The organism is Nocardia sp. NBC_00416, from assembly GCF_036032445.1.
GTDB lineage: Bacteria > Actinomycetota > Actinomycetes > Mycobacteriales > Mycobacteriaceae > Nocardia.
Map to the genome: position 1 here is coordinate 6,423,042 of NZ_CP107932.1, position 20,653 is coordinate 6,443,694.

23 protein-coding genes are annotated in these 20,653 nt (G+C 68.3%); 11 read left to right on the forward strand and 12 right to left on the reverse strand.

Features of this window, described 5'->3' with window-relative positions; genetic code table 11:
- Positions 1 to 2 precede the first annotated feature (2 nt).
- Positions 3 to 809: an ABC transporter ATP-binding protein gene (locus OG804_RS27915; RefSeq protein ID WP_328391511.1), complete on the forward strand. Its 807-nt coding sequence runs from the start codon at positions 3 to 5 to the stop codon at positions 807 to 809.
- 33 nt (positions 810 to 842) lie between these two features.
- On the opposite strand, the gene OG804_RS27920 is transcribed toward OG804_RS27915, so the two are convergent.
- Both OG804_RS27920 and OG804_RS27925 read right to left on the reverse strand, forming a co-directional pair.
- Positions 843 to 2,150 (reverse strand): amidohydrolase family protein, encoded by a 1,308-nt coding sequence (locus tag OG804_RS27920; protein WP_328391513.1) that lies wholly within the window; start codon positions 2,148 to 2,150, stop codon positions 843 to 845.
- 83 nt (positions 2,151 to 2,233) lie between these two features.
- Complete coding sequence (locus tag OG804_RS27925) at positions 2,234 to 2,902, reverse strand: GntR family transcriptional regulator (RefSeq protein WP_328391515.1); 669 nt, start codon at positions 2,900 to 2,902, stop codon at positions 2,234 to 2,236.
- A 204-nt stretch (positions 2,903 to 3,106) separates the two neighbouring features.
- Between OG804_RS27925 and OG804_RS27930 the strand changes: the two genes are divergently transcribed.
- The 6 genes from OG804_RS27930 (at position 3,107) to OG804_RS27955 (ending at position 8,384) form a co-directional block, all read left to right on the forward strand.
- Complete coding sequence (locus OG804_RS27930; RefSeq protein ID WP_328391517.1) at positions 3,107 to 3,850, forward strand: sulfite exporter TauE/SafE family protein; 744 nt, start codon at positions 3,107 to 3,109, stop codon at positions 3,848 to 3,850.
- 17 nt (positions 3,851 to 3,867) lie between these two features.
- Entirely contained in the window at positions 3,868 to 5,064 is a 1,197-nt protein-coding gene (locus OG804_RS27935; protein WP_328391519.1) for an amidohydrolase, read from the forward strand.
- A 113-nt stretch (positions 5,065 to 5,177) separates the two neighbouring features.
- The gene (locus OG804_RS27940) at positions 5,178 to 5,939 is read left to right on the forward strand and encodes an ABC transporter ATP-binding protein (protein ID WP_328398783.1); all 762 of its coding nucleotides are present in this window, start codon (positions 5,178 to 5,180) and stop codon (positions 5,937 to 5,939) included.
- Entirely contained in the window at positions 5,936 to 6,799 is an 864-nt protein-coding gene (locus tag OG804_RS27945) for an ABC transporter permease (protein WP_328391521.1), read from the forward strand. The genes OG804_RS27940 and OG804_RS27945 overlap by 4 nt, the downstream gene beginning before the upstream one ends.
- A 55-nt stretch (positions 6,800 to 6,854) precedes the next feature.
- Positions 6,855 to 7,991: an ABC transporter substrate-binding protein gene (locus tag OG804_RS27950; protein WP_328391523.1), complete on the forward strand. Its 1,137-nt coding sequence runs from the start codon at positions 6,855 to 6,857 to the stop codon at positions 7,989 to 7,991.
- A 120-nt stretch (positions 7,992 to 8,111) separates the two neighbouring features.
- Positions 8,112 to 8,384, forward strand: coding sequence for a hypothetical protein (locus OG804_RS27955; protein ID WP_328391525.1), 273 nt, complete (start codon positions 8,112 to 8,114; stop codon positions 8,382 to 8,384).
- 11 nt (positions 8,385 to 8,395) lie between these two features.
- Here OG804_RS27955 and OG804_RS27960 read toward each other — a convergent pair whose 3' ends face one another.
- Positions 8,396 to 8,590, reverse strand: coding sequence for a hypothetical protein (locus OG804_RS27960; protein ID WP_328391526.1), 195 nt, complete (start codon positions 8,588 to 8,590; stop codon positions 8,396 to 8,398).
- Between the two features lie 216 nt (positions 8,591 to 8,806).
- On the opposite strand from OG804_RS27960, the gene OG804_RS27965 reads away from it, so the two are divergent.
- Genes OG804_RS27965 through OG804_RS27980 form a run of 4 tightly spaced genes read left to right on the forward strand, consistent with a single transcriptional unit; the run spans position 8,807 to position 11,357 of the window.
- Positions 8,807 to 9,136: a hypothetical protein gene (locus tag OG804_RS27965; RefSeq protein ID WP_328391527.1), complete on the forward strand. Its 330-nt coding sequence runs from the start codon at positions 8,807 to 8,809 to the stop codon at positions 9,134 to 9,136.
- Complete coding sequence (locus tag OG804_RS27970) at positions 9,117 to 9,638, forward strand: DUF6879 family protein (protein WP_328391528.1); 522 nt, start codon at positions 9,117 to 9,119, stop codon at positions 9,636 to 9,638. The genes OG804_RS27965 and OG804_RS27970 overlap by 20 nt, the downstream gene beginning before the upstream one ends.
- The gene (locus OG804_RS27975; RefSeq protein ID WP_328391530.1) at positions 9,635 to 10,480 is read left to right on the forward strand and encodes a helix-turn-helix domain-containing protein; all 846 of its coding nucleotides are present in this window, start codon (positions 9,635 to 9,637) and stop codon (positions 10,478 to 10,480) included. Before OG804_RS27970 ends, OG804_RS27975 begins: the two co-directional genes overlap by 4 nt.
- Before the next feature lie 58 nt (positions 10,481 to 10,538).
- A complete protein-coding gene (locus OG804_RS27980) occupies positions 10,539 to 11,357 on the forward strand; it encodes a hypothetical protein (protein WP_328391532.1) in 819 nt (272 codons plus the stop codon).
- On the opposite strand, the gene OG804_RS27985 is transcribed toward OG804_RS27980, so the two are convergent.
- From OG804_RS27985 to OG804_RS28025, 9 genes are all read right to left on the reverse strand, one after another.
- On the reverse strand, positions 11,277 to 12,128 hold the full coding sequence (locus OG804_RS27985; RefSeq protein WP_328391534.1) for a carbohydrate ABC transporter permease: 852 nt from the start codon (positions 12,126 to 12,128) through the stop codon (positions 11,277 to 11,279). The genes OG804_RS27980 and OG804_RS27985 overlap by 81 nt on opposite strands.
- Positions 12,125 to 13,078, reverse strand: coding sequence for a carbohydrate ABC transporter permease (locus OG804_RS27990; RefSeq protein ID WP_328391536.1), 954 nt, complete (start codon positions 13,076 to 13,078; stop codon positions 12,125 to 12,127). Before OG804_RS27990 ends, OG804_RS27985 begins: the two co-directional genes overlap by 4 nt.
- Positions 13,075 to 14,400, reverse strand: a complete 1,326-nt coding sequence (locus tag OG804_RS27995; protein ID WP_328391538.1) for an ABC transporter substrate-binding protein — start codon at positions 14,398 to 14,400, stop codon at positions 13,075 to 13,077. Before OG804_RS27995 ends, OG804_RS27990 begins: the two co-directional genes overlap by 4 nt.
- Positions 14,401 to 14,670: 270 nt before the next feature.
- Positions 14,671 to 15,327 (reverse strand): alpha/beta fold hydrolase, encoded by a 657-nt coding sequence (locus OG804_RS28000; protein ID WP_328391540.1) that lies wholly within the window; start codon positions 15,325 to 15,327, stop codon positions 14,671 to 14,673.
- The gene (biuH, locus tag OG804_RS28005; RefSeq protein ID WP_328391542.1) at positions 15,324 to 16,025 is read right to left on the reverse strand and encodes a biuret amidohydrolase; all 702 of its coding nucleotides are present in this window, start codon (positions 16,023 to 16,025) and stop codon (positions 15,324 to 15,326) included. The genes OG804_RS28000 and biuH overlap by 4 nt, the downstream gene beginning before the upstream one ends.
- Positions 16,022 to 17,335, reverse strand: a complete 1,314-nt coding sequence (locus OG804_RS28010; RefSeq protein WP_328391544.1) for a cytosine permease — start codon at positions 17,333 to 17,335, stop codon at positions 16,022 to 16,024. The genes biuH and OG804_RS28010 overlap by 4 nt, the downstream gene beginning before the upstream one ends.
- Complete coding sequence (locus OG804_RS28015) at positions 17,332 to 18,387, reverse strand: ring-opening amidohydrolase (protein ID WP_328391546.1); 1,056 nt, start codon at positions 18,385 to 18,387, stop codon at positions 17,332 to 17,334. Before OG804_RS28015 ends, OG804_RS28010 begins: the two co-directional genes overlap by 4 nt.
- The gene (locus OG804_RS28020; protein ID WP_328391548.1) at positions 18,384 to 19,715 is read right to left on the reverse strand and encodes a nucleobase:cation symporter-2 family protein; all 1,332 of its coding nucleotides are present in this window, start codon (positions 19,713 to 19,715) and stop codon (positions 18,384 to 18,386) included. The genes OG804_RS28015 and OG804_RS28020 overlap by 4 nt, the downstream gene beginning before the upstream one ends.
- Before the next feature lie 255 nt (positions 19,716 to 19,970).
- Entirely contained in the window at positions 19,971 to 20,636 is a 666-nt protein-coding gene (locus tag OG804_RS28025; RefSeq protein ID WP_328391550.1) for a GntR family transcriptional regulator, read from the reverse strand.
- Between the last annotated feature and the right edge of the window lie 17 nt (positions 20,637 to 20,653).

Consider the following 20,653-nt stretch of genomic DNA (forward strand, 5'->3'; position numbering starts at 1 on the left):
CCATGAAGATCTACTCCACGCGCCGCCGGCCGCGCCGCCCCGCCCGGATCGTCGTCGAGGGCCTCGGCAAACGCTATCCGGGCGCGCCCGGTTTCGCGGTGGACGAGGTGTCGCTGGATATCGCCGCCGGCGAATTCGTCTGCGTCGTCGGCGCCAGCGGCTGCGGAAAATCCACACTGCTGCGGATCCTCGCCGGATTCGAGACCGCGACGCAGGGGTCGGTGGAAGTCGGCGACGAGCCGGTCACCGGCCCCGGCCCCGACCGCGGCGTCGTCTTCCAGGACTACGGCCTGTTCCCCTGGCTGACCGTCGCCGAGAACATCGCCTACGGCCCGAAACAGGCCCGGATGACCCGCGACGATATCCGCGAGACCACCGACCGGTGCCTCGGGACCGTCGGGCTCACCCGCGTGCGCGACTCCTTCCCGCATCAACTGTCCGGCGGTATGCAGCAGCGCGTCGCCATCGCCCGGGTGCTGGCCAACCGGCCCGCCGTCATGCTCATGGACGAACCCTTCGGCGCGCTCGACGCCCTCACCCGCACCGATATGCAGACCGAACTCACCCGCATCCACCAGGACTCCGGGGTGACGATCGTCTTCGTCACCCACAGTGTCGAAGAGGCCGTGTACCTGTCGGACCGGGTGGTGGTCATGGCCGGTGGCAGTGCGCACGGAACGACCGGGCAGGTCCGCGAGATCGTCGAGATCGGGCTGCCGCGCGTCCGTGAGGTGACCGCGCCGGAATTCAACGACTACAAGCGCAGGATCGATGCGCTGATCCACCAGGGAAACCGGGCCGCGGCCTGACGGTCGCCGGCCGCGCGGACCGGTGGCCCGTCCTCACACCGGGGTCGCCGGGAGTAGTTCCCTGGTCCGGGTGGTGCGCGCAACGATCCGGCCCGCCTTGATCACATAACACCGGTCCGGACGGTCCAGCAGCGCGTCGGCGACCCGGTGGGTGGACAGGACCACCAGATCGGCCGCGGCCCCTACCCGCAACCCGTACCGGTCGTCGATTCCGATCACGGCGGCCGCCTCGTAGGTGGCCATCCCGAGGACCTGCGTGAGGTCCGCGGGACCGGACAGATGTGAGGTCTGGGCCAGGAAAAGGCCGATATCGAGCAGGTCGGCGTTGCCGTACGGGGTGAAGGCGTTGCGGATGTTGTTGGAGGAGTAGGCGGTCCGTACCCCGGCATCCCACAGTTCCCGCACCGGCGCGATACCGCGGCGGATATTGGCGTTGTCGGCGCGGCCGCCGAGGAACATATCCGTGGCGGGCAGCGGGACCACGGCCACGCCGGCGTCGGCGAGCCGGAGCAGGACCCGGCGCCGGTCCGCGGGCTCCCGGGCGGCGAGCGAGGTCGCGTGACCGATCGCCACCCGTCCGGCCATACCGGTGCGGTCGGTGACCTCCGCGATGTAATCGGCCAGGGCGAAGCGGGGGTCGGCGGTATCGTCGGCGAAATCGGCGTGCAGGTCCACCGGGACCCCGAACTCGGCGGCCAGCTCGAAGACGAGGTCGATATGGCGGCGGCACTGTCGCAGCGAATCCTCGTTGTAGGTGCAGCCGCCGATCACATCGGCGCCGTCGCGCAGACTGTCCCGCAGCAATGCGAGGGTGCCGGGCGCGCGGAAGATCCCCTCCTGCGGAAACGCGACGATCTGCAGGTCGATCCGGCCGCGGAACTCCTCCCGCAATTCCAGCAGGGTGTGGACGCCCAGGAGTCCGACGATCGGGTCCACATCCGGGTGGGCGCGAATCGCGGTGGTGCCGTGGGTGATCGCCTGCTCCAGCACGCGCCGTGCCCGGTCCCGGATAGAGGTGGCGGTGAAATCGCGTTTCAGCTCCGCGGTGATCGCTATCGCCTCGGCCAGGGTGCCGCTGTGCTCGGGGCCTTCGCTGTCCAGCAGCGCTTTGTCCAGGTGCACATGTGCTTCCACCAGGCCGGGGATCACCACCCGGCCGGCGCAGTCGATCTCGTTCGCCGCGGTCAGCGGTAGCGCCGCGCCGATCGCGGTGATCACACCGGATTCGACGGCGATATCCACCGGTGCGGCCGCGTCGTCGATGCGCGCGTTTCGCAGCAGCAGATCGGTCGCGTCGCGAAGCGATACCTCTGGCGCGTCGTGCAGCGACAGCTCTGTCATGGATCCTCCCGGCGCGAAAAAAGTGACACCGGTTGTATACGACCCTGGTGTTTCCGATGGGCCCGCGGAATGCTTCGCCGAGGTTACGAACCGGACCCCGTCACGGCGGGCCGGGCGTGCCGGAGCCGGTACGCGGTGGTCGCGTGGGCGATGTGCTCGGTGACCAGGCGCTGGGCCAGCTCCGCGTCATTGGCTTCGAGGGCGGTGCAGATCCGTTCGTGCTCGTACCAGGAATCGGCCGCCCGGCGCGGCAGCTCGACCGCGTACACCCAGGCGATCTTCCAGCCGAGCTGGGTGATCAACTGGGCCAGCAGACTACTGCCCGACGCCTCGGCCAGCACCTCGTGGAATCGACTGTTGAGCCTGGTCAGATCGTCCAGGCGACCGGCTCGTACGGATTCCTGGCCGAGCGCGGTGAGTTCCTTGAGCCGGCCGAGCTGTTCCGGGGTGCGCCGGTGCGCGGCCCGGCTCGCGCACAGGGGTTCGAGCAGCGCGCGGATCTCGAGGAGGTCGGCGGCCTCGGCCTCGGTCAGTTCCGCGACGAAGGTGCCGGCGTACGGGCGCGAATAGGCGAACCCCTCGGCTTCCAAGGTGCGCAACGCTTCTCGAACCGGAACGCGCGAGACCCCGTAGCTCTCGGCCAGGGTGTCCTCGGTGAGTCGCTGACCGGGTGCGAAGGTGCCGAGGATGATGTCGTCGCGAATGGCGCGGCACACCTGCTGTTTGGTCATCCGCGGGTTGCTGCTGTCCACATCGTCCTCGGCTCGGGTGGTGATCGGCGGTCGGTCGCATACGATCCGCCGCCCGGTACTCCAACTGGATACCAGGAAATTACTCGAAGTGCCGGTGCGGACCGTGCAAGGCGCCGGTGCGGGCGGCGTGACCGGCCGCACACGATCGACACCCCGCGCCCATTTCGTATACGATCCGGTCTCACTTCGGATCGGAAGGACGACATGGATCCCGTGTACGCGGTTCTGCTGCTGGCCGCCGGTTTCGGCGCCGGTATCTGCAATGCCATCGCCGGCGGCGGCAGCCTGCTCTCTTTTCCCGCGCTGGTGGCCACCGGCCTTCCGCCTGTGACCGCGACCGTGACCAATGCCGTAGCCGTGTGGCCCGGATACCTGGGTGGCGCCGCCGCGCTGCGCTCCCGGGTCGCCGACCATCGCAGCCTGCTGTCCCGGCTGGTGGTCGTGGGTACGGCGGGCGCGCTCGGGGGAGTCGTGGCGCTGCTCGCGGCGCCGCCCGAGGTGTTCACCGCCCTGGTGCCCTACTTGATCCTGGCCGCCACCGCCCTGTTCGCCGCGCAGCCGCTGATCTCGCGGACCCTGGCCGACAGGGGCGGCGACTCCCGGTTCACCCTGTTCGCGGGTGTGTTCCTGGGCGGTGTCTACGGCGCCTACTTCAACGGAGGCATGGGGATCGTGCTGCTCACCGCGCTCGCGCTCGGTATCGACGCCTCGATCAATCTGCTCAACGGCCTGAAGAGCGTCCTCACCCTCGCCGTCTCCACCACCGCCACCATCGCGGTCGCCCTGTTCGGCCCGGTCGACTGGTTGTCGGTCGCGATCCTGGCCCCCGCGTGCCTGATCGGCGGAATGGTGGGCGGCAAGATCTCCGACCGCCTGCGCCCCGGCGCCTTCCGCGCCGTGGTCATCGTCTTCGGTGCCGGCGCGGGCATCGCGATGTTGTTCACGTGAACCCGAGAGAAGGAAATATGACCGATCTGCTGCTGCGCAACGGGCGTCCGTGGATGCCCGCCCAACCGCTGGAAACCGCCGACATCCTGATCCGGGCCGGACGGATCGAACGCATCGGGGCCGACCTGGACGCGGCCGGGGTCGAAACCCTGGACCTGGACGGTGCGCTGGTGCTGCCCGGATTCGTCGACACCCACTGCCACCTGGACAAAACTCTGTGGAGCGGTCCCTGGGTGCCCAATACCGGCGGCCGATCACTGGCGGGCCGGATCGCCAACGGCGAGGGCCGCCGGGCCGAACTCGGCATCCCCAACCCCGACTACTCGGCCAACCTGCTCGCGGCCATGATCGCCGGCGGAACCTCGCATGTGCGCAGCCATATCGATATCGATCCCGAGGTCGGGTTGGCCGGTGTCGAAGCGGTGCGGGCCGCCGCCGCCCGGCACGCGGGCCGGGTGGACGTCGAACTGGTCGCCTTTCCGCAGGGTGGGCTGATCAGCCGTCCCGGGACGGCCGAACTGCTGGACGAGGCCCTGGCCGGCGGCGTCGAGGTGGTCGGTGGGATAGATCCCGCCGGGTTCGACGGCGATCCGGCCGGTCAGCTGAACCTGCTGTTCGGGCTGGCCGAACGCCACGGCGCGAAGATCGATATCCATCTGCACGACGCCGGCGCCCTCGGCGCCTGGGAGTTCGATCTGATCATCGAGCGCACCGAGGCCACCGGGCTGGGCGGCCGGGTGGCCATCAGTCACGCCTACGCGATGGGAGCGCTGCCCGCCGATGATCAGCGGCGGATCGCCGACCGACTCACGGCGGCCGGGGTGGCCATGGTGACCTGCGCGGTCGGTGACGCGCCGGTGGTCCCGCTGCGGGTGATGCACGCGGCCGGCGCGACCCTCGCGCTCGGCAACGACGGCATCCGTGATCTGTGGACCCCCTACGGCGACGGCGATATGTTGCGCCGGATCAGCACGGTCGCGTTCCGTGACCGCTTGCTGGCCGACGAGGAGATCGAACTGGCGCTCGCGGCCGGGACGATGGGCGGCGCGCGGGTTCTCGGGCTGTCGGATCACGGACTCGCGGTGGGCGCCCGGGCCGATCTCGTCACGGTGGAGGCGCCGACGCCGGCCGCCGCCGTGGTAGGCGTGCCGACCCGGAAACTGGTCCTCAAGGGTGGGTGCGTGGTGGCCCGCGACGGTCAACTCGCCGCTTGATCGTATACGAAACAGGGGTGTAATCCGGTGGACCGCGATCGGCAATCAGCAGCCGATAGAACTGGTCCATGAGCACAAAGGCTATCCCGGCGCCCACCCTTTCGGGGGAGGCAATGTATACGACCGAGCCGGATGCGGCGCTCGCGTTCCGGAACGTGTCGATGGTCTTCGAGAACGGGACCGCCGCCCTGCGCGATATCGATATCAGCGTCCGTCCGGGCGAATTCGTCTCCCTCGTCGGTCCGTCCGGCTGCGGCAAATCGACGCTGCTGCGGTTGGCGGCCGGTTTCGAGGACGCCAGCTCCGGCACGGTCGAGGTCGCCACGGACCGTCTCGGCTACGTCTTCCAGGAAGCGACACTGCTGTCGTGGCGCACAGTGCTGCGCAATGTCGAGCTGCCCGCGGAACTGGCCGGGGTGGACCGCGCCGAACGGCGCGCGGCCGCACAGGACGCCATCGATCGAGTGGGCCTGACCGGGTTCGAGAAACACAAACCCGCGCAATTGTCCGGCGGGATGCGCATGCGGGCCTCCATCGCCCGCGCGCTCACCCTGCGGCCGGAGGTCTTCCTGTTCGACGAGCCGTTCGGCGCGCTCGACGAGATCACCCGCCAGCGCCTCAACGAGGAAGTGGGCAGTCTGTTCCGCCGCGACGCGTTCGCCGGTGTGTTCGTCACCCACTCGGTGCCGGAGGCGGTGTTCATGTCGACCCGGGTCGTCGTGCTCACCGGCCGCCCGGGCCGGGTGGCCGCCGATATCCCGGTGCCCCTGGACTTTCCCCGCGAGCCGGGATTGCGCTACACCCCGGAGTTCGCCGAGATCGCCGGTGCGGTCTCCGCCGCGCTGCACACCGCGGAACAGGCGGTCGCGGCATGACCACGGTAGCGGCGGATACCGCCGCCCACACCGTCGTCGCGCAGTCGCAGCCGAAACAGTCGGCGCGGGCCCGGCGCCGCCCGGCGCCGGTGCGGATCATCGCCCCCGTCGTGGTGTTCGTGCTCGTCATTGGCGCCTGGTTCCTCGCCAGCCGCTACCTCATCGCCGAGGAGTCGCGATTCCTGCTGCCGGGCCCGGAGAAGGTGCTCAGCGAAGGCCTCCTCGACTCGGCGGTGCGTTCGGAGATCCTGTCCGCGCTGGGCTCCACGGTGCTGGTCGCGCTGAGCGGGTTGCTCATCGCCATGGTGCTGGGTGTGGGCTTCGCGGTGGTGATGAGCCAGGCGCGGTGGGCCGAATACTCCCTGTACCCGTATGCCGTGATCCTGCAGACCATCCCGATCCTCGCCGTGGTGCCGCTGTTCGGGTTCTGGTTCGGCTACGAATTCGGTAGCCGCGTGATCGTCTGCGTCATGGTGTCGCTGTTCCCGGTGGTCACCAATACGCTGTTCGGCTTGAAGGCCGTCGCCCCCGCGGAACACGATCTGTTCACCCTGCACGGAGCCACCCGCGCGCAGCGGCTGCTGAAACTTCAGCTGCCCGCCGCGCTGCCGGCGATGATCTCCGGCTTCAAGATCTCCGGCGGGATGGCGATCATCGGGTCGATCGTGGCGGATTTCTTCTTCCGCCAGGGGGAACCGGGGATCGGCCGGATGATCGACGTCTACCGGCAGCGGTTGGCGACCGAGGAACTGCTCACCGCGCTGCTGCTGTCCTCGCTGGCCGGTCTGATCCTGTTCTGGTTCTTCGATTTCCTGGCGGTCCGCGTCGAGCGGGCCCACGGCCGCCGTCGCGGCCACTGAACCCCGGGACTCCCGTATCCCGCACGCCCCCATCCATCGTCACCAGGGAAGATCCATGAAGAAACCTGTCTCAGCACTGACCGCCGCCGCCGGCGCCGCCCTGCTCACCGCGTGCGGCGGCGCCACCTCCATCCCCGAACCCACCGGAGAGGGCCCGCTCGCCGGTATCTGCCCGTCCACGGTGGTGATCCAGACGGACTGGTACGCCACCCCCGAGCGCGCCGCCGCCTTCCAGCTCGTCGGCCCCGACGGCACGGTGGACGTGAACAAGGGCTCCTACACCGGTCCGCTCGGCGATACCGGGGTGAATGTCGAAGTCCGCCTGGGCGGCCCGTTCCTGGGCGGCCAGCCGGTGCCGGCGCAGATGTACCAGGACACCTCGATCACGCTGGGTTTCGTCCCCACCGACGACGCCGTCCGGGCGCAGGCCGAATTCCCGGTCACCGGCGTATTCGCCTCACTCGACGTCAACCCGCAGATCGTGATGTGGGATCCGGCGACCTACCACGTCCGATCGTGGAAGGACGTGCCCGCCACCAATGCCCCCGTGGTGTACAGCGAGGGCAAGATATTCATGGACTACCTCACCGCCAACGGCTATGTGCGCGACGACCAGGCCGACGCCTCGTTCGACGGCACCCCGAGCCGGTTCGTCGCCGAACACGGTCGCGTGATGCAGCAGGGCTATGTGTCCAACGAGCCCTACCGCTGGGAGCACGATGTGGAGGGCTGGCGCAAACCCACCGACTATCTGCTGGTGCACGAGTCCGGCTACGAGATCTACCCGCACGCCTGGTCGGTGCGCGCCGGTGAACTCGACGCCCTGCGGCCCTGCCTCACGAAACTGGTCCCGATGCTGCAGCAGGCGCAGGTCGACTACATCGCCGACCCGGAACCGGTCAACGCGGCACTGCTGCGGATCGCCGACACCATCCCCGACGGCCCGCCGATGACCGCGGCCGGCAACACCGATTCGGTGAAAGTCCAGGTGGCCGAGAAGATCGTCGGCAACGGCCCCGACACCACCCTCGGTAATTTCGACGATGCCCGGGTGAACCGGGTGATCGCCGCGGTCACCCCGATCCTGCGCAAACGAGGTGACCAGATCGCCGAGGGGCTCACCGCCGCCGACCTGGTGACCAACGAGTTCATCGATCCCGCCATCGGGCTCGCGGCGGTACCGAAACCCTGACCCTCGGCGCCGTCGACCGCTGTCCCCGGTCGAGTGGAGCCGCCCCGCACCTCCCCGACAGTCGACCGTGCCGTGGCTGCCGGGGAGGTGTGCTGTCGTGATCACCCAGCGGACGCGCTCGTGGCAGTCGGGCACGCCGCCGGCCGGGACGAGACCTTCCCGTTCGGGGCACTGTTCGGTGATCGAGGCCGCAGTGACCGCTCGATCACCTCGTTCTTCCTCCTGCCGTGCACGGCGCTGGGTCCCGACCTGACCTGGCTCGCCGGGCGGGTTGCGGACGGTGAGCTGGATCCGAACATCGCCTGGCGCGGCGAGTGGAACCGTATCGGCGAAGCGGCCGAGGTGCTGCTGTCCCGGCGTCTGCACGGTAAGGCGGTGCTGGAGCTGTCCTGAGGAACCTGCTTTCAGGCCGTGTCGAGCGCCCGGTTCCACACCAGCTCGACCTGGAACGAATCGGGCGCGGCGCCGCACTGAGCGATCATCCGGTAGGCCTCTTGGCGAATGGTCTTCTCGTCCGTGACGATTCGGCGGAGGCCGAACGCCGGCGCCGAGAGGAGCCACTGGGACCCGTAGCGGCTCACCTTCACCTCGAACAGCATGCTCACCCCTTTGCCGTGTCGCCGACTGCGCGCCGCGCCCGGGGAGAAACCCGGCACGGCAGCTGAGATGAAAATAAGAGACCTCGTCGGCCGAGGCGAGCGATGAGCACGAGTTTGCACAAATCCGTACTTCTAGCGCCTATTTCGCGCCATCGCGGTGCATCATGTCCGCAGTGCGGGAAAACTCGTGCTCATCATCGGATAGGGAGTCGAACTGTGCAACTGCGGTTTCTCGGCAGAGGTGGCTCGGATCTCGGCGGGTGCCCCAGCCTCTACCTCACGGATCAGGAGAGTTATCTGGTCCAGGGTTGGGAGACGGAAAGACCCGAAACCATCGAAATTCCGCATCTGCTGGTAGGTTACGCCGAGCCCGACACCTTCATCGGCTCGACGATGACGGATACCGGTCGGGGCACTTTCACCCTCACCGGCCGCGCGGTCGCCGAGCGGGAGATCTTGGATCAGCTCGATCTGGCCGCGAACGAGACCGCGATCGAGGTTCCGAAGACCAGAAGGAATTTCTACGGTGCTCTATCTTCAGCGTGAGCCGCCGGACTGGGCAGTGATGTTCCGCGACTGCGAGTTCGAGGCTTTCCACCTCGAAGTCCGGGACGCCTATGCCGTGCCGGCCGAAACGCATCGGTACCGGCGCTTCCTCGACGGTCTGCCCGCGCTGCCGGATCCCGATAAGCACCAGTGGAACTCGATGGTCCGGGAGGCGACGGGCCGGGGCGTCTCGGTGACCCGGGTGCGGGTCGTGACGGTGCCGCACACCGACTACCACCGCTGGCTGCTCTCGGTGACCGGCGCCAACGCCGAGGCGGGCGAGGACATCCGTTACGTGCCCCGGCACCTCGCCGGTGAGGTGCCCGCCGACGACTGGTGGCTGATCGACAACGCGCGGGTGGTCTACAACCTGGTCGACGACCAGGGTGGTCCCGCCGGTCTGGCCGTCACCACGGACCCCGGGATCGCCGGGTACGCCCGGGGTGTGCGAAAGCGCCTCTGGAATATGGCAACGCCGTACATGGAGTATGTCGACGAATGACCGACGTTCACGACGCGCGGGAAGCTCTCGGAGCCCGACTCCGGGAGCTTCGCCGGGCCGCGGGGCTCACCAATCGCAAACTCGCCCAACTTTCGGGCTGGCACGAATCCAAGGTCAGCAAGATCGAATTCGCGCGGATAAAACCGTCCGACGACGATGTCCGCGCCTACTGCCGGCACTGCGACGCCGCGGACCAGCTACCGGATCTGCTGGCGACCGCGCGCAATATCGAGGTCGCCTACCTCGAATGGCAGAAGGTTCTCGGTACCGGTCTCAAACGGCGGCAGCAGAAGTCGTTGAAGCTCGAGGCGTCGGCAGCCCATATCCGCGATTTCCAACCGCAGATCGTGCCCGGCCTGTTGCAGACGGCGGAGTACGCGGCGGCCAAACTGCGCCGGGGCATCGAGTTCCATCGTCTGCCCGACGACATCGACGATGCCGTATCGAAGCGTATGGAACGCCAGCGCGTGCTGTACCAGCGCGATCACCTGTTCCACTTCCTCATCGCAGAGCAGGCGCTGCACACCACGGTCGGCGACGATTCCGTCATGATCGGTCAGCTCGACCGGCTGTTCTCGGTGTTCGGGCTACCTCGTGTCACGATCGGCATCGTGCCGGCCACGGCCGAGGCGATGGTGGTGTCCACCAATTTCGTCATGTTCGACAACCGGCTCGTGATGGTGGAGGGGACGGCGGCGGAACTCACGATCTCGCAGCCGCGGGAGATCGACGTGTACGGGCGGGCGTTCGACACGCTGGCCGGGCAGTCGGTGACCGGGGAGCAGGCCCGGGAGTTGATCCGCTCGGCACTCCGTGGGCGCAGCGCACTGCCCTCGGCCTGAGGTTCCACCGACGCGAAATCGAGGCGACTGCGGTCTTCGGCACTGCTACCGTTCGGCCATGCTCGGCAGCGATGACGTCCGCCCGGTCGATGAACTACTCGCGGCGCTGGACACGGTGTTCGTGCAGGCGCGGCGGCCGCCGCGCCTCGAGGCGTGTCCCTGCTGTCTGCGCCCCGACAAGATCGAGGCACTGCTGAGCAGACCTCGGAAGCTGCTGAGTGTCGACGATCTCCAGCAGTACACGACAGTGGCGATGAACGGGGCGGGGTCGGCCGAGGACCTGCGGTACTTCTGTCCGCGAATCCTGGAGCTGTGCCATACCGGTGAAATGGACTGGCCCGATATCGAGATCGTGTACGACCATCTGCGTTGCGCGGACTGGAAATCATGGCCCGAGGCAGGCGCCGTGGCCGAGCTGATGGACGCGTTGTGGACCCGGATTCTCACCGACTATCCGGAATCGGACGCTCCTGGCGATCTGTTGTGCGCGTTCGGGAGCGCCGCGGGCAGCGTCGCCACGAATCTGGCGAGTTGGTCGCGGCTGGAGCATGCCGCGGCCGTGCACAGCCTCCGGGACTTCCTGATCGATCAGGTGGAGGTGCGCAACGGCGCGCTGGCGCCCCGGAATCCCTTCTGGGATACGAAGAGCACCGCGCACTGCGAGGTCGTCCGGTGGCTGAACGGCGGCGCAGCCCGGCGCGCTGTGGACCGGGCGATCGCCCGGGGAACGGAAGATCACGACCTGCTGAGGTCGCTGGTCGAGTCGGTCGAGGTGCTCGAACTCGGGGGAGCGAGATCATCGGCCGCCGAGACCGGCCATGGCGATACCTCGAACGAACGCTTTCTGCGCGAGGGCGTAGACGAGTGCCAGCGGTAGGAGGATCAGCATGGACGCGGCCATCAACACCGGCCAGTCCGAGACGTACTGCCCCTGTATCCACACCAGGCCCAGGGTGACGGTGGAGATGTCCTGGCGTTGGATCATCACCAACGGCCACAGGAAGTCGTTCCACACAGTGACCCAGGTGAGCACCGTCAGCACCATGACGGCGGGCTTCGCATTGGGTAACAGCACGCGCCAGTAGATCTGCCACAGTGAGCAGCCGTCGAGAAGCGCGGCCTCCTCGAGGTCGGTGGGGAGGGTGCGGAAGAACTGCCGCATCAGGTAGGTGCCGAAGGCGTTGCCGAACAATCCGGGCACGATCAGGGCCCAGGGGGTATCCGTCCAGCCCAGCGTTCGAATGAGGATGAACTGCGGAATGACGGTTACGGTGAGCGGCACCATGAGGGTGGCCAGGTAGGCCAGGAACAGGGCGTCGCGCCCGGTGAACCGCAGCCGAGCGAACGCGTATCCGGCCAGCGAGCAGAAGAACACCTGGCCGGCCGTGATACACCCGGCGTAGCAGATCGTATTGAGAAACATCCGGCCGAACGGCATCAGGTGAAAGACCTCGCCGTAGTTGGACCATTGCGGATGCCGCGGGGCCAGGGTCGGTGTGGTGATCTCGGACTGGCTCTTCACCGAACCCGAGAGCGCCCACACTATGGGCAGCAGTGCGCACCACGCCATGGCGATCAGGGCCAGGTAGAGCGCGGCGGCCCGCAGGAGGCCGCGTGCGCGCCGGCGTCGAGCCGTGCCCGGCCTCATTGCTCGGTGGCGTTTCTACGGCTGAACCACAGTTGTGCGCCGGTCAGCGACAACAGGACGAGGAAGATCAGCCAGGCGATGGCGGACGCGTAGCCGGCGTCGCCGAACGCGAACGCGTTCTGGAAGATCATGATGCCGAAGACGTAGGTCCCCGTCTCCGGTCCGCCGCGGCCGCCGGTGAGTACGTAGATCTGGTCGAAGGCCTGCACCGAGTTGATGATCGAGATGACGAATACGAAAGACAGGGCGCCCCGGATCAGCGGCAGCGTGATCGATACGAATCGTCGTATTCCGCCCGCCCCGTCGATCTTTGCCGCCTCGTACAGATCTTCCGGTACACCCTGCATGGCGGCCAGCAGGACCACGGTGGCGAACGGGATGCTCTTCCAGGTGCTGACCAGGCACACCGACACCATCGCCCAGTTCGGGTCGACCAGCCAGGGAACGGGACCGAGTCCGATCCAGCCGAGGATCATATTGAGCGGCCCGTTGTCGGTGTCGAATACGAAACGCCAGATCACGGCCATGACCACACTCGACACCGCCAGCGGCAGGAACATGACGGTCCGGAAGAAGCCGATCCCCCTGACCCGCTGGTTCAGCGCCGCGGCGACGACGAGGCTGATCGCCACGGTCGGCAGCAGGGTTCCGAGCGTGAAAACGATCGTGTTCCGCAAGGCGATGGTGAACAACGGATCCGCGGTGAGCAGCCGGCGGAAGTTGCCGAGCCCGGTGAAACGGATCGGGCCGAACAGGTCCCACTGCTGAAAGCTCAGATACAGCGAGAACCCCAGCGGAAAGACCAGGAATACCGCCACCGCGAGAAGGTTCGGCGCGATGAATATCCGCGCGGCCCGCGCCTGTCGCCTCGCGAGCGCCGATCGGCGCGGTGGACTCGGGGAAGCCGGTGCCGAAGTTTCCTCGACGGCCCGCTCGTCGGTCGCTGTCATCGGGTGCGCAGCACCTCGTCCGCGTCGGGAGCCAGGCGGTTCGCCAGCGATGTCGCGGGCCTGGCGCCGCGCAGCACCGGGCCCATATTGCGGTCCATCAGGGCATCGATCCGCGCCCACGCGGGGGTGACCGGCAAAGGCCAGGAGTGTGCCGGTCCCTCGGTGAGGATTCCCGAGTTCGTCACGTTCGCATGCGCTTCGGCGAACCCGCCGGATCGCACCGCGGCGTCGAGGGCCGGCACGAACAGGCCGGTTTCCGCGATGACGGCCTGCCCGGCGGGGCCGGTCGCGAACTTCAGGAACTCCCACGCCTGCGCCTTCCGGGGACTGGCCGCGGAGATGGCGAGACCGGTGGTGCCGATATTCGACCGTGCCCCCGTGCCTTTCGGCCCGCACGGTAGGGCTGTGATATCGAAATCCAGGTCGTCGGCATCCGAGAAGGTGCGGTACCGCCAGTGCCCGCCCAGGGCCAGCGCCGCCTCGCCCCGGGCGAACAGATCCATGGCCGAGATCGATTGCTGATCCGCCGGAGTCGGGGCCACCCGGTGTTCGTTGGCCAGGTCCGCGTAGAACTGGACGCCCTCGATGAAGGCGTCGTCGGCGAAATTGGAGCGAGCCGGGTCGGTGCGCGGGCTCGTCCATTCGGAGCCGTTGTTCATAGCGAACAGGCCGGCCGAATAGTGCGGTACCCAGGTGTCGACGAATCCCCACTGCACGACCTCGCCCGACCGATCGCGCTGGGTGAGGGCCTTGCCGACGTCGAGGAATTCCGCGAATGTCCAGGCGTCGTCCCATCGGCTCGGGACGGCCAGGCCGGCTTCGTCGAACAGTTTCCTGTTGTAGAACAGGAAGTTTCCCGACCACTGCTCCGGGAAGGCGTATTGCCCGCCCTCGAAAGTGAAGGTGTCGTACAGCGCCGCGATACTTCCGGCCCGCAGTTCGGCGGCGAAATCCGGATCATCGTCGAGCATGGTGTTCAGATCCAGCAGTACGCCCCGATCGGCGAGGCCGGCATAGGTTTGTTCCCACGCCATCAACACATCGGGGCATTTGCCGCCCGCGCAGAAGGTCAGCATCTGCTGCATCGGGTCCGGTCCGGACAGGACCGTGCGCACCCTGATCTCCGGATGGCTGCGGCCGAACTCCTCGATCACCCGCATTCGTCCGTCGGTCTCGTCGGGATTTGCCTGGAAGAAGAACGTCAACGCGTCCTCGTCGCCGCCGCACCCGCTCAGTGCGGACGCCGACAGCAGTGTCGCGCCGACGCCACCGGCGACGCGCAGAAACTCACGACGTCCCACAGCTTTTCGTTGTTCGCCCACGCCGCGATCACCTCGTTGCGCTCGACACCATCCGAACCCGTCGCGCGGAATCGACCGTGCCCGGTCTGCGTTCGCGCTGCCGCCGCGGTGACCGCTCGGGCATACGCAGATTGTCCTACAGCGCTGCGCGAACCGACTCCAACGACGCGCCCGGCGGTGCCCGCAACCCAGCGACCCGACGCTCGCCGAGCGGGTCGACGCGATGCCGAAGACGACAAGGCGTGACACCTGTGTTCTCCGGCGTCGGTGTCCTCGGGGCAGGGGTAGTTCTCAGGGAAACGGCGGTATCACGTACGAGCCGAGATCTGCCCGGGGAGTCACCCGCACTCTCGCCGCGAGCTGCGCGGGGGCCTCGAGGTGCACCGCGTGTCCCGCATCGGGCAGCACCTGCCGGTCGGTTCCGAGCGCGACGGCGAGGTCTCGGACCGACTGGTGCCGCGCCGGGGACGAATGCTGCCCGACGGTCAGGGTGATCCGATCCGCCAGGTGTCCTACCTTTTCCGGTTCGAATGCACGGAACATCGCGAGTTCCCCGGCGACGGTCGCGGAGGTCGCGGTGGTCATCGCCGGTGTCCAACTCGGTCCGTACAGGGCCTGGCCGAACCCGGCCACACCGTCTCGCCGGAACGCTCGCGCGACCTCGTCGAGCAGCCCGGGCGCGAGCGACCCCGCGGCCGGCTCGTGCAGCAGTGCCCCGGTGAATTCGACACCTCGTGCGGCCAGCGCCAGCCCGAGAGTCGCGCCCCCGCTCACGCCGATCACGAACGCGCCCTCGCACAGCGGAGCGAGGGCGGCGACCTCGATGTCCATATCGCCGGACTGCGGGCGGTCGGGGGCGTGGACCGTCACCGATGATCCGAGGGCGGCGATCGTCCCCGACCACACCCGGCTGTCGGTGGCCACGCCGTGGATCAGCACGACTCTCATGCGGTGACGGATTGCTTACCGAGAGCGGCCAGCAGCTGGTCCGAGGTCGCGACCGCGCCGAAGATCCCGCCCTGCATGGTCACCATGCTCAGCGCCGCCTCGTGGTGCTTCTGCTCGGTGGCGCCGGTGCAGTCGGACAGGATCAGGCATTCGTACCCGCGGTCGTTGGCTTCGCGCATCGTGGTGTGCACGCAGACATCGGTGGTGATACCGGTGAGGATGATGTGGGTGACGCCCGCGCTGCGCAGGAGAAGATCGAGGTCGGTGGCATAGAACGCGCCCTTGCCCGGTTTGTCGACGATCGGTTCGCCGGGTATCGGCGCGACCTCGGGCACGATCTCCCAACCGGGTTCGCCGCGCACCAGGATGCGCCCGCACGGGCCGACGCTGCCGATCTCGGCGCCGACCCGCGCCGAACGCCAGCGTTTGTTCGCGGGCAGATCGGAGAGGTCGGGGCGGTGGCCCTCGCGGGTGTGGACGACGGTGAGACCCAGTTCGCGCGCTGCCGCCAGCACGCGCGCGGTGGGTTCGAGTCCGGCGCGGGTGAGGGAGAGGTCGTAACCCATCTGGTCGACGTATCCGCCGGGGCCACAGAAATCGGTCTGCCAGTCGATGAGCAGCAGCGCGGTGCGGGCGGGGTCGACGGGGCCGTCGAAGGGCCAGGTGTAGGGGGTGGCGTCCACGGTGGTGACGGTCATGCGGTGAGCTCCTTGTCGGGTCGCGCGGTGCGGGTCGAGCAGAGAGTGAGGATGAGGGCGGCGGCCACGAAACCGATGACGGCGTCCGAGAGCCAGGGTGCGAAATGGTGTGTGATCAGGGCGGCCACCGCACCACCTGCCCAGGCGGTGAACGCCGGCCAGTGCCAGCGGGCGCGGCGGTCGTCGGCGCCGAGACCGAACCGGGGCAGGACCAGTTGGTCGAGGATCACGACAGCGCCGATCGGCGGGACGATCACGCCCAGCAGGTTGAGCCACTGTTCGAAGTACGACCAGATACCCGCGACCGCGAGCAGCACGCCGACCACGCCGAGGATCAGGGTGAGCCGCCGCATCCGGCCGCCCGAGAGCTGACTCCAGCCGACCGCGCCGTTGTAGAGGCAGTGTGCGCACACCGAGCCGAGGTTGATGAACACGAACGCCACGGCCAGCGGAACCAGCAGGCCGCCGTGATCGACCAGCAGGCCCAGGAAGTTGCCGCCGTCGGCACCCGGGTCGGCGCTGCCGCCCAGCGCGACCACGAGCCCGCCGATGATCAACGCGATCATATTGCCGACCGGGAAGGCCGACGCCGCGGCGAGGAACGCCTCGCGGCCGTTGCGGGACCAGCGGGTGAAATCGGCGGTCATGGTGCCCGAGTCGATGAACGAGGCGATCACCAGCGTCACCGCCGCACCGAAGCTCATGGCCGCGGTGCCCGCACCGCCCTGATAGGAGGTCGGTGCGCCGCCGCCGTCGGCGACCGCGAGCCCCACGGCGGCCAGCCCGAGCACGATGTACACGGGCGCCGCGATCATGCCGATCACCGACAGCGCCCGGATACCGAGCAGCGTGACCCCGATGAACGCGATCCCGGCGGCCAGCGCGGTGAACTGTTCGTGCCAGCCGAGAGTGTCGTGCAGGATGGCGCCGGCCATCCCGGTCTGGAAGGCGAACCAGCCGATGACGATGGTCGCCAGGAAGGCCGACGGGAGGAACGCCCCGGCTCTGCCGAAGGTCCCGGCGGCGGTGAGCGCGAAGTTCTTGCCGGTGCGCCCGGCGATCACGCTGAGCGCGCCGACATAACCCATCATGCAGAGATTGCCCACGGCGATGGCGAGCATGCCGGGCCAGAAGCCCAGCGAGTACACGATGAGTCCGCCGAAGATGGCGCAGGTCAGCACCATCGGGAAGCCGAACCACACCGCCGATATCGAACCCAGCCCGCGCCTGCGGTCGGCCGGTACCGGACTGTTCTCGTATTCCTCGTTCTCCGAGGAGGTCTCGGATCCGGTGAGGGTGGTGGTGCTCATCCGTCGGTCCGTTCCGGGGTGGGGAGCTCGTAGATCACGGTGATACTGCCGCCGCCCGGCGGGCCCTGGTGCTCCGCGCCGCCGGAGACATATACCGCGCCGTCGCCTTTGAGCGCCGAGAGCAGCCCGCCGACCGCGCCGCGAGCGTGCCGGGTGGCGTTGATATCGGAATCGGTGAGCATGGTGTGGCGCAGTCCGCGCACCGAACCGGTGGGATCGGCCTCGGCCTTGGCGAAGATCTGGCGCACTGTGCCACCGGCGGCCGCCACTCGGTCCAGCAGCCGCTGGACCGAGGCGAGGTCGATGGCGTCGGCCATCTCGCCGTGGACCGCGCGCAGCGGATTGGCCGCGGTGGGGCTCTCGGCGACCACCAGGACATGGCAGTCGTCGAGTTCGGCGCCCGCGCTGGCCGATGCCCGCGCCGACCAGACCTCGGCTTCTCCGGCCAAGGCCAGCAGCGCGGTGTCGCGATCGCATTCACCCAGCGCGACAGCGATACCCAGCGAACTCGCCGCCCGCGACCACCCCATCGACGCGTAGGTGTCGGAGGCGACGGGCGCCTGGCCGGCCGCCTGCACCGCGGTGACCTTGTCCGAGGTGAGCAGCGGGCATTTCACCAGCACCAGATGGACGTCGGCGGGTGTGACACCGAGTTCGGCGAGCAGTTTGCCCACCGTGTCGGCGACCGTGTCGACCTGTGCCGCCCGGCCGATCTCCACCGGTTCGAGCACCCGGCTGCGCCGTGCGGCCGCGACCAGGCCGCGGTCGAACCCGGGATGCGGGCGGTCGTCGCGGACGAGCAGGTTCACATGCGGGCTCAGCACGCCCTCGGTGCCGCCGGAGAACACGGTGACCGCGGACTGCGGGATACGCGGCTCCCAGACCGCCGTGGCCAGCGTGCGGCTGAAATCGTTGACGCAGCCGTTGCCCTCGGTTTTGCCGATCACCGAGACGAGGGCATCTGCGCGGTAACCGGATTCGGCGAGCACCTCGAAGGGGCGGGTATCGCCGGGGTCGGTGGTGGGCACGGTCAGCAGGGCGATACCGGTCATGCGGCGCTCTCCTTCGGGGTGCGGGCGGGGGTGAGGTGGTTGAACAGGAGATTGAGGGCGAATGCCACGACGACGGTGCTGGTGATCGCGCCACCGGCGATGATCCGGACCGACGACGGCAGCCCCTCGTACACGTCGGGGGCGACCACCGGGATCATGCCGATGCCCATGGCCAGCGACACCACCAGCAGGTTGTCGTTACGTGAGTAGTCCACCTTCGCGAGCGTGGAGATGCCGACCCCGGCGACGGTGGCGAACATGACCAGGCTCACCGAGCCGATCACCGCACCGGGCAGGTTGGCGACGACCTCGCCCATTTTCGGCACCAGACCCAGCGCCACCAGCAGTCCACCGGCGACCGCGACCGCGCCCCGGCTCGCAACCCCGGTCATCCGGACCAGGCTGACGTTCTGGGCGAAGATCGTGTCCGGGAAAGAGGTGAGGAACCCGCCCAGGACCGCCGACGCGCCGTCGGCGCCCAACCCGCGGGCGAGCTGTTTCGGCGCCAAGGGCCGGCCCAGGCTGTCCGCGGTGGCCATGAGGTAGGCGGTGGATTCGGTGAAGATCACCAGCATCACCAGGCACATCGAGATGATTCCGGCGATGGGGAAGGTCGGGGTGCCGAACAGGAACGGGTTCGGCAGTCCGAACCAGGCGGCGGTGCCGACAGCGCCGAAATCGGTGAGCGAGCACGCGGCGGCGGCGACCGTGCCCAGGACCAGGGCGATCAGCACCGCGGACTGGGCGATGAGGCCGCGGCCGTAACGCATCAGGGCGATGATGGTGACGATCACCCCGGCGGCCAGCGCCAGCGGCGCACCGCCCGCGGGTTCGTCGCCGAAGGTCATGGAGACGGCATTGCCGATGAGCGAGAGCCCGATCATGGTGACCGCCGCGCCGCGCACCATCGGGGGAAAGAACCGCACCAGTTTGGAGAACGGGACCGCGACCAGCATGCCGAAGACGCCCGCCGCGATCATCGCGCCGTACACGGCGGACAGCCCGTACTCCTGGCCGATCAGGATCATCGGCGTCACCGCCGTGAACGAGGCGCCCGCCACGACCGGCATCCGCGCGCCGAGGAGCTTGCCGATTCCGAGCGCCTGTACAAGCGTGATGACGCCCGCGACCAGCAGGTCGGCATTCACCAGGGTGGCGATGGTGGACGTGTCCAGCCCCATGGAGGCGCCGAAGACCAGCGGGACCGCGACGCAGCCGGTGTACATGACCAGCACATGCTGGATCCCGAAGAGCGCGGTACGCCAGTAGGAGGGTCGGGCGGGTGGTGCTAGCGGCGGCGACTGGGTCGGGGCAGCGTCTGTGGACATGGGACCTGGCCTCGGGCAGAAGAAACAAGCAACACCAGAATTTGTATACAAATACTGTTTCGTGGATGTTGCTCAAGGTTCCATCGCAGTGAACTATCTGCCGGTATGCCGATCCGCGGAAATCTTTGTATACAAACTTGGTGAAGGGTCGTCGATTGAGCCGGTAGATCCCTGCCGTTCGCATCCGCTGCCGCGCAGTCGATTTCCGTCCGGTGAGTGCTGGGCGGCCGCGATATCACAGCCGTTCCGACAGGATCAGCCCGCCGAACCCCCGGCGTCCATATCGTCGAGCAGGTCTTCGTCCCGCGCGATGTGCTCGTCCATCAGATAGCCCGCCTGCACCGGGGAACCGTTGAGAATCGCCTGCGCGATCGCGGCGTGATCACTCCACGAGATAGGCGTCCGGGTCTCCAGCCGCTGGCCGAAGATCCAGGACACCCGCTCCAGAATCTGCTCCAGCATCGCCTGCAACTGTTGATTGCCCGACGCCTCGGCGACCAGGGTGTGGAACCGCCAGATCAGCGGGGGCAGCTCGTCGTGGGCGTGGCTGAGGTCGGCCGACCGGCCCAGCCGCACCACCCGCTCGAGCTCCGCGGCCACGGCGCCGCCCCGGGACCGCGCGGCCAGCTGGGCAGCCAGCACTTCCAGTCCGCGCCGGATCTGCACGAGTTCCCGCGCCGCCGACCCCGACGGCGCCGAAACGGTCGCGCCGCGATACCTGACCAGGGTGACGAAGCCCTCGCTCTGCAACTGCGACAGCGCCTCGCGAATGGGGATCCGGGAGACGCCGAAACGCTCGGCGAGATCGACCTCGCGCAGCCGATCGCCGGGCGACAGGCGTCCGGCGAGGATGTCCTCGCGGAGCGCATCCGCCACCGTGGCCCGGGGCGCGGTCCGGCCGTCGTGCTGCGATGCGGTCATGTGGCGAGAGTAGCCAT